At 39.9% G+C, this 13,740-nt stretch carries 12 protein-coding genes and 2 other annotated features; of the genes, 7 read left to right on the top strand and 5 right to left on the bottom strand.

What is annotated here, in order from left to right; all coding sequences use genetic code 11:
- Positions 1-314 precede the first annotated feature (314 nt).
- The 3 genes from H5125_RS16355 (at position 315) to H5125_RS16365 (ending at position 3,032) form a co-directional block, all read left to right on the top strand.
- On the top strand, positions 315-1,406 hold the full coding sequence (locus H5125_RS16355; RefSeq protein ID WP_182744770.1) for a 3-deoxy-7-phosphoheptulonate synthase: 1,092 nt from the start codon (positions 315-317) through the stop codon (positions 1,404-1,406).
- 11 nt (positions 1,407-1,417) lie between these two features.
- Positions 1,418-2,557 (top strand): bifunctional chorismate mutase/prephenate dehydrogenase, encoded by a 1,140-nt coding sequence (gene tyrA, locus H5125_RS16360; protein ID WP_162023684.1) that lies wholly within the window; start codon positions 1,418-1,420, stop codon positions 2,555-2,557.
- Positions 2,558-2,687: 130 nt separating this feature from the next.
- Positions 2,688-3,032 (top strand): hypothetical protein, encoded by a 345-nt coding sequence (locus H5125_RS16365; RefSeq protein WP_011638362.1) that lies wholly within the window; start codon positions 2,688-2,690, stop codon positions 3,030-3,032.
- A 107-nt stretch (positions 3,033-3,139) separates the two neighbouring features.
- Here the strand turns inward: H5125_RS16365 and pheA are convergent, their stop codons facing one another.
- Both pheA and hpf read right to left on the bottom strand, forming a co-directional pair.
- On the bottom strand, positions 3,140-5,086 hold the full coding sequence (pheA, locus tag H5125_RS16370; RefSeq protein ID WP_182744771.1) for a prephenate dehydratase: 1,947 nt from the start codon (positions 5,084-5,086) through the stop codon (positions 3,140-3,142).
- Between the two features lie 58 nt (positions 5,087-5,144).
- Positions 5,145-5,266: a sequence feature (Phe leader region), on the bottom strand.
- 123 nt (positions 5,267-5,389) lie between these two features.
- Positions 5,390-5,743: a ribosome hibernation-promoting factor, HPF/YfiA family gene (gene hpf, locus H5125_RS16375; RefSeq protein ID WP_101086362.1), complete on the bottom strand. Its 354-nt coding sequence runs from the start codon at positions 5,741-5,743 to the stop codon at positions 5,390-5,392.
- A gap of 496 nt (positions 5,744-6,239) precedes the next feature.
- On the opposite strand from hpf, the gene H5125_RS16380 reads away from it, so the two are divergent.
- Entirely contained in the window at positions 6,240-6,905 is a 666-nt protein-coding gene (locus H5125_RS16380; protein ID WP_182744772.1) for a cytochrome b/b6 domain-containing protein, read from the top strand.
- A gap of 103 nt (positions 6,906-7,008) precedes the next feature.
- Here the strand turns inward: H5125_RS16380 and H5125_RS16385 are convergent, their stop codons facing one another.
- A complete protein-coding gene (locus H5125_RS16385; protein ID WP_182744773.1) occupies positions 7,009-7,458 on the bottom strand; it encodes a cytochrome c in 450 nt (149 codons plus the stop codon).
- 314 nt (positions 7,459-7,772) lie between these two features.
- Between H5125_RS16385 and trpR the strand changes: the two genes are divergently transcribed.
- Positions 7,773-8,051 (top strand): trp operon repressor, encoded by a 279-nt coding sequence (trpR, locus tag H5125_RS16390; protein WP_101086365.1) that lies wholly within the window; start codon positions 7,773-7,775, stop codon positions 8,049-8,051.
- Positions 8,052-8,374: 323 nt separating this feature from the next.
- Here trpR and H5125_RS16395 read toward each other — a convergent pair whose 3' ends face one another.
- Both H5125_RS16395 and slyD read right to left on the bottom strand, forming a co-directional pair.
- On the bottom strand, positions 8,375-8,752 hold the full coding sequence (locus tag H5125_RS16395; RefSeq protein ID WP_182744774.1) for a hypothetical protein: 378 nt from the start codon (positions 8,750-8,752) through the stop codon (positions 8,375-8,377).
- A gap of 246 nt (positions 8,753-8,998) precedes the next feature.
- On the bottom strand, positions 8,999-9,565 hold the full coding sequence (gene slyD / locus H5125_RS16400) for a peptidylprolyl isomerase (RefSeq protein WP_011638355.1): 567 nt from the start codon (positions 9,563-9,565) through the stop codon (positions 8,999-9,001).
- Between the two features lie 543 nt (positions 9,566-10,108).
- Positions 10,109-10,231, top strand: a sequence feature (Thr leader region).
- Between the two features lie 62 nt (positions 10,232-10,293).
- Between slyD and thrA the strand changes: the two genes are divergently transcribed.
- Positions 10,294-12,762, top strand: a complete 2,469-nt coding sequence (gene thrA, locus H5125_RS16405) for a bifunctional aspartate kinase/homoserine dehydrogenase I (protein WP_182744775.1) — start codon at positions 10,294-10,296, stop codon at positions 12,760-12,762.
- Positions 12,759-13,718: a homoserine kinase gene (gene thrB / locus H5125_RS16410; RefSeq protein WP_101086368.1), complete on the top strand. Its 960-nt coding sequence runs from the start codon at positions 12,759-12,761 to the stop codon at positions 13,716-13,718. The genes thrA and thrB overlap by 4 nt, the downstream gene beginning before the upstream one ends.
- Positions 13,719-13,740: the final 22 nt, after the last annotated feature.

Raw genomic sequence — 13,740 nt, forward strand, 5'->3', positions numbered from 1 at the left:
TAACGACGAATAGAGCGGTAATAGCGAATAGAGTGGTAACAACGAGTAGAGCGGTACCGACGAGTAGAGCGGTACCGACGAGTAGAGCGCGTACAAGATGTATGACTGGGGTTATTTTTTTGTACGAAATATCATCGGTTATATGATTTTTTACACTTTGTGTAAATAAGCCTTGCTCTAGGACCTTTGCGCAGGCATAGTTGCTTTTAAGGTGTAATGGTGTAGCGTTACAAAAATACAGGTTGTACTATCCAATACCTAAAAAATAAATCTATTAGTGACCTTTGGTCTGTCGTCAAAAGAGAGTGATAAGTATGCAACAAGATACCATTAATAATGTGCACATCAGTTCAGAACAAGTGCTAGTGACTCCTGCAGAGTTAAAGCAAGAACTTCCATTATCAACTCATGCTTATCAATATATTCTAAATGCTCGTAAGCAAGTCTCAGATATTGTCCATAAACGTGATAATCGGGTGCTTGTGGTGACGGGGCCATGTTCTATTCATGATATTGCCGCGGCAAAAGAGTATGCATTAAAGCTGAAAAAGTTACATGATGAACTCAGTGATGATTTCTACATTTTAATGCGCGTGTATTTTGAAAAGCCTCGCACAACTGTCGGTTGGAAAGGGTTGATTAATGACCCTGATATGGATGAGTCATTTGATGTCGAGAAAGGACTCAGAATGGCTCGAGAACTCATGATTTGGCTTGCTGAACTTGAATTACCTATCGCGACAGAAGCGCTGGATCCGATCAGTCCGCAATATTTGTCCGAGCTAGTTACTTGGTCTGCAATTGGCGCAAGAACCACAGAATCGCAAACTCATCGAGAAATGGCTTCAGGTTTGTCGATGCCTGTTGGTTTTAAAAATGGCACAGATGGTAAGTTGGAAGTGGCTATTAATGCATTAAAATCAGCTGCCAGCAGCCACCGCTTTATGGGCATTAACCAAGAAGGTCAAGTTTCTTTGTTGCAAACGGCCGGTAATCCAGATGGACACATTATTTTACGTGGAGGTTTAGCACCTAACTATGATGTAGACAGTGTTGCTCAGAGTGAAGCCCAAATTCATAAGGCGAAACTCAGTGCTCGTTTAGTCGTTGACTGCAGTCATGGTAATTCATCAAAAGATCATCAACGTCAAAAAAACGTTTGCGAAGATGTATTTAACCAAATTGAAGCAGGTAATAAATCTATCATCGGTGTTATGCTTGAAAGTAACCTCAATGAAGGTAATCAGAGTTCAGATAAACCGTTAGCAGAGCTAAAATATGGTGTTTCTGTCACTGACGCATGCATTGATTGGGAAACTACTGAAACCATTTTAAGACAAGGCGCTAACCAGTTGTCTGCAGTATTACCAACGCGTTTTGAGACGCTGCAGGTTGTTAACGGTTAATGGATAAACAGATGAATGAAAAAACCACAGCAGGCTTAGAGCATCTTCGTGATTTAATTGATGGCGTGGATCAACAATTACTGCATTTATTACGTAAACGTCTCGATTTAGTGGCGCAAGTTGGTGCCGTAAAACATGCGGCTGGAGTACCTATTTATGCCCCACAGCGTGAAGCATCGATGTTAGCTAAACGTCGAGACGAAGCACAAAAAATGAATGTCTCACCACAGTTAATCGAAGATATTTTACGTCGACTTATGCGCGAATCTTACTTAAATGAAAAAGATGTTGGGTTTAAGCAGATTAAGCAAGATCTGGGTCATGTGGTCGTTGTGGGTGGTCAGGGCAAACTGGGACAGTTATTTAGTCAAATGTTGGTTCTTTCTGGCTATGAAGTTAAAAGTATAGATAAAAATGATTGGCAAGATGCCGCTGCCATTTTTGATGGTGCAGGATTAGTGATTGTTACCGTACCCATAAATGTGACCTGCGAAGTGATCCGTGACAAGTTAACCCAGCTACCTGAAAATTGTATTCTAGCTGATCTCACCTCGATTAAAGAAGCACCTTTAGCGGCAATGTTAGCTGCGCATAAAGGCCCTGTAGTGGGTCTGCATCCTATGTTTGGCCCAGATGTTGGTAGTCTCGCTAAACAGGTGGTGGTGGTGTGTCATGGCCGTCATCAAGAAGCGTATCAATGGTTACTACAACAGATTGAAATTTGGGGGGCGCGAATAGTTGAAGCTGAAGCAGAGCGTCATGATAAAGCGATGCAACTTGTACAGGCTATGCGTCACTTTTCAACATTCGTATATGGCGTCAACTTGTGCAAAGAAGAAGCTGATATTGGTAACTTATTACAGTTTAGCTCACCGATTTATCGTTTAGAGTTAGCCATGGTTGGTCGTTTATTTGCTCAAGATCCCGAGCTTTATGCCGATATTATTTTTGCCCAACCTGGCAGCCAACACGCGATTAGTGATTATCTAGATAATTATCGTGATGCATTAACAATGTTGCAAACCGGTAATAGGCAAGCCTTTGTGGAGCAGTTCCAGCGTGTCGCTAAATGGTTTGGTGACTTTGCGCCGCAGTTCCAACATGAAAGTCGCGCCATGTTGCAATCTGTTAATGATATGAAAGCTGGATAACGCTAAATGAAGCATTATTAATTGAACTAATTATTGCGAAATAGTGACACAAAGCTTATGTTTAGTTAATACGGTAGCCAAATAACGCTGTGTTAGCTCAGTAAACCTAGTTACCTTTGGAGGATACCCCATGTCGATGATGCCATCGAATATGCTACCTGTTCAACAGGTTGAAGATAATTCCTTAGGGCATTTTCTTTACGGCTTAATGAGTGCTTTTCCATTATTTTTTGTGCCTGTATTATTGAGTTTTTGGCTTAATTTGATCCAAAAGAACGTCAACCCAGACTCTGTGTTGGGTAGTCATCTACGTTGGCAACGTATGAGTATTATTGGCCTATGTCCATTTTTTATTGCTGGATATTGGCTTAGTCCTTTATGGCTGAGTTTACCCATGTACTTACTGGGTGTTAGTTGGTTCAGTTATCGTATTTTTAAAGGCTGGATAAGTTTAAATGATGGCCTAGCAGTATGATTATTGAATAGCCTTGAATAACTAATTACCTTTTACAATTACGAGTAATAAAAATGCCGAGAATATTCTCGGCATTTTTATGTGTGTCATTCCCGGTTATTTAATCGTTACTTTGCTTGGTATAAACCATGAATAATATCAGCTTGCGATACACCATCTTGATGTAACAATATAATTCCGTCAGCATTAAGTTGCTTAACGGCATTTGCATGAGTAGTTAACAGTGCAGCATTAATACAGAAGCTCGTGTTAACGATTACAGGTAAATGACTGCGGGATTTCACTTCAACCAATCCGGCTAAATCGAGGCTTAACTGCTCTGGGTGCGTGAAACTACGTACACCTGATTCGCATAGCCCGAGTTGTTGATTACCGTGACTAAGGACTGCATCGGCAGCTTGTAGCCAATCATCGATACTAGCCATGGTGTTTCTTTCTAATATTACCGGCAAATTGACGGAACCAATTAAGGTTAACATGTCCGGGTTGTACATTTGTTTACCACTTAATATCAGCATATCTGCTAATTGGCTAGCAACGATAAACTCCTGTTCTTGATCTATTTGCATTACACATAATAAACCAGCTTGTTCGATGACCTGTGCATGCTGTTTTAATTGTTGTTCATTGAGTTGTTGTTTTAAATCATTGAGCACAATGGCTTGAAAGCCTGATTCTTTGATGTGCTTTGCTTGCGTAGCCAGTTCGGTATTATCTATCGGTAAGTTAATTTGCTGTAATGCGCTAAATTGTCCGGCGCCTATTTGTAAGTGCTGACAGAACAATTGAGTATCTTGTGATTTATAGTCGCGTGAATGCTTAGCTTGGCTATTTGGTATAGGTTTGATTGGCTCTTGTTTAGAGCTACCGGGTTCAATTAATAATTGAGCTTGCGATAGTTGTGTAGGTTTAACGGTTTCACATGGATAACAGCCTAATACTTTGATAAAACGAGTAAGGCGCTCTAACTCTTTAATCGCTTGTTGTACTTCGGTAGTAGCCAAGTTGCCATCAATATCGAGGTAAAACATCTCCTCCCATGGTGTTCCAGGTATTGGACGAGATTCTAATTTACTCATATTCAAATTATGAGCTTTAAGTACCAATAATGCTTCTACTAATGCTCCTGGCTTCTGTCCTGTCGCCATGATCAAGGTGGTTTTTGCTGGCAGCTGAGAAGGCACCGCAGAGGCTTTTCGAGCGACAACAATAAAACGACTCTGATTGATTTTTTGGTTAGCTAAACCTTGCTCCATCGCAATTAACTGATACAGGGCTCCGCCTTCAGCACTGCCTATGGCTGCGACAGTATTGCTGTCCGCCTCGACAACTTTTGTCATGGCTTCAGCACTACTAGAACAATATTCAAGTTTGATATGAGGATGTTGACTTAAATAGCGACTGCATTGACTGATCGGCTGCGGGTGAGCGTAAATAGTCTTGATATCAGATAGTTTACTGTTGGGTTTAGTGAGTAAACAATGACTCACTTCAATAGTTGTTTCGCCAACAATTGACAGCGTTGTATGTTGCAGTACGTCATACACTTCATTGATAGATCCTGAAGAGGTATTTTCAATCGGTAAAAAACCATAATCGGCATGACCAGATTCAACGGCATTAACAATTTCATCAAAACTTTTGCAGCCGAAATCAAGCATTTCGACTTGACGGCGTGAACAGTAACGGCTTGCAGCTAAGTAAGAGTAAGAACCCCTAGCACCTAAATAAGCCACAGTATATTGCTGCTTTTGAGTGTCTGGGTTAGCTCTACCATGAAGATACGTTTGTTGAAATAAAACCGAGTCTTCAATAATGCTTTGATAAAGTGATATCACAAAATGTGCATCAAGTCCTTGGTCACGCCCTTGCTGTACCAGTCTTTCAAGTAGTTCTTTTTCTCGTTGTGTATCTCGTATAGGTCTAACATCAACTTCTTTGCTGCGTGCAACATTTAGGCTCAATTGGCGGCGCTGAGATAATAACGCTAATAAGGATTTATCCAAGGCAGTTATCTGTTCACGAGTTTGACTTAACTCAGGTGGTTTTTGCATATTGACCTCAATGTGACGCTACATACTGGCGCATGACTAGATACGGCAGAGTTTATAAGACAAAAAAGCCTCCCAGTTGGGAGGCTTTAGAATTTTCATTTTCGTTTTTACACAGAAAATCCGCCTCCAGAGGTGGGCTGAATAAAAAAGAAAATAAAAAGGCTGAATATTTTTTTGTTCATGGAGTAAAACTAAAGCTCTGACAGGCGACTGTCAACGTAAATTTACTCATCAAGGCTTGAGTATTGGATTATAGACAAAAGAAAGCGCACCCGAAGGTGCGCTGGTGAGAGATAAATAATATCAAGCGGCGTTTTCCTCCTTATAAACATACTCAAATTCGCTTTCTGTGTCATTTGGTAATGATACATGGCGTTGAGCCTGGGGTTTGTGGGTCAGGCGATTTAGCTGTTTTTCCAGCTTTTGTCCCATTGCAGTAATTGCTGCGTATAGGTTTTCACTTTTTGCCTGGGCGAATAAATCTCCACTAGGTAATCCAACTGATGCCTCTATTTTAAACAACTGCTTTTCTTGAGTAATAATGACGTGCGGGTTAATTAATTGAATATCATGTCGACTTAATTTTTCTAATCGTCCTTCAATACGTTCACGGATAAGGGCAGTGACTTCAAGTTGTTTGCTAGTGATTTTCAGCATATTTAGAACCTTCTTGTTGTTTGCTTAACTCCAGATTACCAAGGTTAACCATAAAATTCGTGATCTACATCACACTTTTACCGGCTTTATATGTCGAGTGCTGCATATTTGATCTCTTAGACGTTTTAAACAAAAAAGCCATTAAATATGCTTGTAATACTGTCAATATAGGCTCATATTTGTATGGATAAGTTAATACTTAATTAGCTTTACTGAGGTTTTTTCATACAATTTCAAGCACGATTTTGTATGGGGTTGTCTTATTCATAAACGCTCTACAAACATGTTCCTTTATCCTATGTTACTGGTTACTTAGCTGACATTGATTTATTATTTCTCGGTTAGGTTCATCCTCTTTATAAAGCAAAGCTTCTTTGGTTGTCTTTTTTAGCTGCGTAAGCATGTTTATTTGTATTAGTTTGTAAACCTTCTTGTTTTATTTATTACTGATGAGTTTATAATTTGTCAGTAAAGAATAGTAATAAGCAGGTTATTAATGAGTATAGAACAACAAAAAATAAAGGTATGGGATTTTCCAACACGTTTTTTCCATTGGGCTATGGTGTGTTTAATTGGCGGATTATGGTGGACAGCCGAAATAGGTGAAATGCAGTGGCATCAGATATTGGCGTATCTATTGATGACTCTGATTACATTTAGATTAATTTGGGGCTTTATCGGAAGTGACACCGCTAAGTTTACACATTTTTTTGTTGCACCTAAAAAAGTTATCGCTTACGCGAAAGCCCAGCCTAAACCTTCGTCACTTGGGCATAATCCACTAGGTGGTTATATGGTGATTGTGTTGCTGGGATCGCTTGTGTTGCAGTTAAGTACCGGTTTATTTGCAACAGATGATATTTTTACTGAAGGTCCGCTGATATATCTCGTTTCGTCAGATACTGCGGGGTGGCTAACCTGGCTGCATAAAACTAATTTCAATCTTATTTTGGTTTTGGCTGCGGTACATATTATTGCCGTGTTAGTGCATGTTTTTAAGGGTGACAATGTACTTAAAGCCATGTTCAGCGGTTATAAACAAGTTACCGAGCAGGTCACTTCACCTACATTGCGTTCGCCTTGGATGGCGTTAGTTATCGTGTCAGTTATTTTTGCTGCTATTTGGTGGTTGTTACTCGAACCTGTGGTCAGTTTTTTATAATTCCAGGTTAATTAAAGCCAATAAAAAAGCCCATAAAGATGGGCTTTTATCATTTTCACTATTGAGTAGAGCTACTTATACTCACCAGAGCTAACGAATCAAATTAGTCTTTTTTGTAAACGTCGTGACAACCTTTACAGCTTTTACCAGTGTTAGCAAAAGCTTGTTTAATGCTATTTTTATCGCTTGATTTAGCTGCAACAGCTAATGCCGCGGCATTATCTTGAAATGCAGTCATTTTGCTATCAAAATCGGCTTTATCTTGCCAAATTTTAGCTAGTGCTTCGGTATCGCCTTTATCTGATCCAACAATAAAACCTTCATGTGGTATTTTTGATAGCGCTGCAACATTATCTGCACGAGCACTAAATACAGCAGCATCAAAAGGTTTTTTACCTTTTAGCATAGCGCCCATATCACCAAAGTTATAAGCAATTAAGCCGAAAGCAGCTTGGCGGTATTCAATGGCATCTGCAGGTTCTTCAAAATTATTCGCAAACACAGCAGGGATCATCATTGCGGTTGCCGCAACCGTTAGTAATATCTTTTTCATCGTCATCCTTCACTTTTTTGTGGGTGGTACCGGTTCCATAAGCACTGATATCCACATAATTATGCTAAATTTTAACTAAAGTGCTAACCATTAAATGTTCAGCCTACTGCTTAGTCGAGTTTTTAGCGCTTAGTTATGAGGGTATTACATCTCATTCTACACAATTTTATAAGCACTTTGCGATATCTTTCATCAATAGCATCCAGCAGTTATTTTTCATTTTTCATTACAAGTTTATCGGTAGCAATTTTGCTAATCGACGTCGTTCCTTGGTACACTTGTAATGTCTGGGCATTACTAAAAAGAGAAAAATAATGCGTGCCAATTGGAATTTAGTGGTAGAAAAAATATTAACCCATGCAAATGAAGATGATTTGTCGGTGTTGTTTCATTTATTATTAACCGAAGAAGAGCGGAGTGCAGTTTCTGGGCGTTTACAGGTGTTCCAAACGTTATTAGCAGGGGAATTGAGTCAGAGACAAATTGCTGCAGAACATCAAGTGAGTATTGCAACGATTACACGGTGTTCAAATTATTTAAAAAATATGCCAGTAAATCAAAGGGACTTAGTTAAAAAATTGATTCTAGATTAACAATTGATTCTAGATTAACAATTGATTCTAGATTAACAATTGATTTTAGGCTAAGCAATTGGTCATCGATTCGCATCGACACAATATTTCAGTCCTCAATGCTGACAATTCAGTGCTCATAATTCAGTGCTGATAAATCACCAATATAACTGACTCGATAGGTCTCTTTTGTTACCTATCGAGCCTAAAGCATTGCTCATAAAATCAAATAGACACCCATCGATTTTAATTAAATTAGGTTCACTATTAACACTTGCTAATCAATTCATTATGCTGTTTTGTTCAGTTAACCTTTTTCATCCTCATTGCAATAATAAATCTGACTATTGGCTAACTCCACGCGGTAATCTGTGATGACGATAACTTAAGCGTCTTAAAAATAGGTATCCACCATACGTGGTTAGGCACAGAGCAAAAAGTGTGCTCGAATCTCTAGGGTAAAAACGATAAAGGCTCACGGCACTTAATACGTAAATAAAGGGTAATAAACCATAAATCGTTTCGGGAATGAATCCTGATTTGCGTTTACGTTTGGGATCGGTTCTACGGTTCTTGGAACGTAAGTTGTAAATATGTGCACCATATAAATACACTACAATTGAAGCAATAAGTGCATAATTAGGTTCAAGAAGAAAAATACTGACACTGCCTACAAGCATGTAAGTGAACGGCAGTAATTCATACAGCGGTTTAATTAACATAAGCACTCCGTCGCTAGGTATTAATTATTATATTGGTTGTCAATTAGTGAGGATTGTACCGCCTAGTTATCCTTAACGGTCGATACAATAAATCTGACTAATTGATGTGACTAACGAACTAACTATAACCTAAACAAAAAGGCACTGCCTAGTAACTAGACAGTGCCTTACGATGTTTCAACCTTTTTACTGACAAATAGACATTAAAAATAGAATGAGTCACTTATCTATTTAATCAATAATGAATTAACGACAGCCACAGCCGCCATTCCCATCACAGCCAGGTTTCTCTGTGCCACATGATTCATGGTCGTGTCCGTGATCGTGTCCATGGCTACCACAGCCGCCTTCTGCATGGATATGTCCATGAGATAGCTCTTCTGCTGTTGCTTCTCTTACAGCAATAACTTCGACACTAAAATGCAGTGACTGACCCGCTAGAGGGTGATTACCATCAACAACGATGACATCATCTTTCACTTCAATTACTTGAACAGGGCGTTGACCCATTTCAGTTTCAGCGATAAAACGCATACCTGGAACGATATCTTCGACATCACCAAATGCACTGACAGGAACTTCTTGCTTTAAACCTGGGTGATATTCGCCATAGGCTTGTTCCGCAGGGATCTTTGCCTCGATATTTTCACCAACAGTTTTACCTTCCAAAACTGATTCAAGTCCAGGAATTAAATTTTCAGTGCCATGTAAGTAAACCATTGGTTCACTTTCAAATGAACTTTCTACTAATAGACCTTGCTCATCAGATAAGCGGTAATGAATAGTGACCGCCGCATGTTTTGTAATTTTCATATCGCCTCCAATTGTGATGTGAGTATCATACCGTATTTTGATATAAGGCTGCGATGACTAACATCAGTTTTTGGTTATTGAATCACAGCTTTTTTTGTTTTGTCTTATGCTGCATGTTTTACATCGACTGATGGTGAAAATAAATCATTTAATTGGTGTAGGAAATAGCTAAGGCGGATAAATCATCTTGGTTACACATTTATTGGCAATCTTTTTATGAATACATATTAAGTTACTACTTCTATCATTATGAAATTGTTGTATTTACTTAACTTTATTTATTACTCTTACGTCTACGTTAACGTTGGATAAGGCAATCAATAATGGTTATCACTACTCATTATCGATTTTTAACAACTTAATTATTAAAAAAATCAACTCAACTTAAAAAATAACTAGTAAATAAACTGTAATGAGGGGTTGACAACCTTAGGTTAAAAAAGCAATTCTGTTAGCCAACGTGGATCAGCTATTTAATCTAATTAAATATTATCGGCAGTTAACATTTAACTTAACGAAGAGAATCATCAAATGTTTACCCTCATGCTCGTTGTAATTACAACCATTACAACCACCACTATTACCATAGTGGGGGCGGGCTGATTACACCCTAAAAGATTTTGCATAAAAAGCCCGCTTCTAACAACTGAAGCGGGCTTTTTTGTTTTTATTCTAATCATTTGATTTTAATTTAATGTTGTCACTTTATGAGTGACAAGGAGAGCGACATGAAAGTAATGAAATTTGGTGGAACATCGCTAGCGAATTGGCCTCGTTTTTCGATGGCGGCAGATATTATTGCTGATACGGCTTTGACAGAATCTGTTGCTACAGTGCTTTCAGCTCCTGCCACAGTGACCAATGCGCTTTTAGAAATGGTAGATATAGCAGTTGAACAACATGATTATCAACCGGTATTAGATCACATTCATTTGGTCTATAGCGGGCTGTTTTCTGACGCGGCGGCATCACTTATTACGGCTCTTCAACATGAGCTGCTGATTGGGAAATTAACGGCACAAATGCAAGTTTGGAAAGATAAACTTTACGGTATTAAACTGCTAGGCGAATGCCCTGATAGTGTTCGTGCTGAAATAGTGGTGACGGGTGAGCGTTTATCTGCGGTATTAATGGAACAAGTTATGTTAGCGAAAGACATCACTTCAGCACAATTAGATCCAGTGGCGTTATTTTTAGCTCATGGTCAGCCGTTGGAGTCGGTCGTTGATATTGCGGTGAGCAAACCTCGCTTTACCTTATTACCGCTTGATCAATATCGAGTATGGGTGATGCCTGGTTTTACTGCTGCAGATGCTCAGGGCAAGATCGTCACATTAGGCCGCAATGGTTCTGATTATTCAGCTGCGGTACTGGCGGCATGTTTAGATGCATCAAGTTGTGAAATTTGGACTGACGTTGATGGGGTTTATAACACAGATCCTCGAGTGGTTGCTGATGCTAAATTGTTATCACAGTTAAGCTACCAAGAAGCGATGGAGCTCTCGTACTTTGGTGCCAAAGTATTGCATCCTAAAACGATTGCGCCGATTGCTCAGTATCATATTCCTTGTTACATCAAAAATAGTTTTAATCCATCCGCTCCCGGCACGCTAGTGTCTAATGACGATGATAAAACCGGTTTACAAGTTAAAGCAATTTCCAATCTTGATAATCAAACCATGTTTAACGTATCGGGCCCTGGTATGAAAGGCATGGTCGGTATGGCAAGCCGAACATTAGCGGTTATTTCTCGTAGTGGTATCTCGGTATCGCTTATTACCCAAAGCTCATCTGAGTACAGTATCAGTTTTTGTGTGGCAACTTCAGATGCCAATAAAGCGAAATGGGCATTAGAGCAGGAGTTCGAGCTAGAAATTAAGAGTGAATTACTTGAACCGATTGAGTTACGTCATGACCTGTCGATTGTGTCTTTGATCGGTGATGGCATGAAAACCCACAAGGGCGTAGCGGCTAAGTTTTTTACTGCGCTAGCTAAAGCCAGTGTCAACATCGTTGCCATTGCGCAAGGGTCATCTGAGCGTTCTATTTCTACTGTTATTCAACAGAAAAAAACCAAGCATGCTATTGGAGCATGTCATCAAGCATTTTTCGATGTTCAGCAGTATCTTGATGTTTTTTTAGTCGGTAGCGGTAATGTGGGGGCTGGATTACTCGATCAAATCAAACAGCAAAGTGCGATGTTAAAAGAGCAGCACATTAGTGTCAGAGTTTGTGGTATCGCCAATTCACGCCAAATGTTGTTGAATAGTGAAGGCATTGAACTTAGTGAGTGGCAGTCATTGTTGGCCGAGAAGGGTCAAGCGTATGATTTAGCTAAGCTACTTGAGTGGGGGCAAGAGCAGCAATTACTTAATCCTGTACTGGTTGATTGTACATCAAGCGAGTTAGTGTCAGACCGTTACCTTGATGTGATGAATGCCGGTTTCCATGTCGTCACCCCAAACAAAAAATCGAACACTCGTGATTATGCTTACTATCAAGCATTGCGTAAAACGGCTTTAACTCAGCGTCGACAGTTTTTGTATGAAACGACGGTAGGAGCTGGTTTACCGGTTATCGATAACTTGAAAAAATTAATGTATGCCGGTGATAAGCTACATAAGTTTAATGGTATTTTATCTGGGTCATTATCTTACATTTTTGGTATGTTAGATGACGGTATGAGTTTATCGCAAGCGACAGCAATTGCCCGTGATAAGTGTTTTACTGAGCCTGATCCTCGTGATGATTTAAGTGGTATGGATGTCGCCCGTAAAGTCTTAATTCTTGCTCGCGAAGTGGGTTTACCTTTGGAGTTAGACGACATTAATGTGGAATCGGTATTGCCTGCTGATTTTGATGACTCTGGCGATGTTAATCAATTTATGGCCAATCTTGCTTCATTAGATGAGGTTATCTCAGCTCGAGTAGCGGCGGCTAAAACCGAAGGTAAAGTACTGCGTTATGTTGGCCAAATTGAAGAGGGGCAATGCCATGTCAGAATTATTGAAGTCGATGCAACTGATCCATTATACAGCGTAAAAGGTGGCGAGAATGCGCTGGCATTCTATAGCCGATATTATCAACCAATTCCCTTTGTATTAAGAGGCTATGGTGCCGGTACCGATGTTACTGCTGCTGGGGCCTTTGCTGACGTATTAAGAACCTTAAACTGGACTCGTGAGGTTGGGTTATGAATCAAACGTTAAAAGTAAGCCAAGACACGCTTACTGTGTATGCTCCAGCGTCTATGGGCAATGTTGGTGTTGGCTTTGATTTGCTTGGCGCAGCATTAGCGCCAATTGATGGCTCATTATTGGGCGATAGAGTGATGATTAGCGCTGCTGCCAGCGGGGTTGAATATAGCCAAACAGGTGAATGGGCACATAAATTACCGAGCGATGGTAAGGATAATATTGTTTACCAATGTGCTGAGTTTTTTTTAAATAAATTACAACGACAAGATGGTGTCACTGTTTGTCTAGAGAAAAACCTGCCAGTCGGCAGTGGGTTAGGCTCTAGTGCCAGCTCTGTAGTCGCTGCGTTATATGCCTTAAATGAACATTTTGGACAGCCTTTTAACCAGCAAGCCTTATTAGCATTGATGGGCGAGTTTGAAGGGAAGATATCTGGCAGCGTGCATTATGACAATGTAGCGCCATGCTATTTAGGCGGCATGCAGCTAATGCTTAATGCCAGCAACAAAGCATGCGCTGCTATTCCAAGTTTTGATAGCTGGTATTGGGTTATCGCTTACCCGGGAATTTCATTATCTACTGCCAAAATGCGCGAATTGCTGCCGCAGCAATATGATAAGTCTGTAGCCATCGATTTTGGACGTTACTTAAGTGCATTTGTTCACGCGAGTTATCAGCAAGATGCCGCATTAGCGATTGAGATGCTAAAAGATGTTTTGGCTGAACCTTATCGTGCATCCGCAATTCCTGGTTATACCGAAGCGCGATCAGCATTAGCTGAATTAGGCATGCTGACTAGTGGTATTTCTGGCAGCGGCCCAACATTGTTTAGTGTAACCGACGATTTAGCCACTGCAGAAAAAGCCAAAAACTGGTTGATGCAGCATTATATTTCGGAGCAAGGTGGTTTTGCACACGTTTGTAAATTAGATAAACTAGGCACGCGCTGCGTGTAACGCTCTCTTTCACATTATTGAT

The sequence above is a fragment of the Shewanella sp. SR44-4 genome (assembly GCF_014163715.1).
Lineage (GTDB): Bacteria > Pseudomonadota > Gammaproteobacteria > Enterobacterales > Shewanellaceae > Shewanella.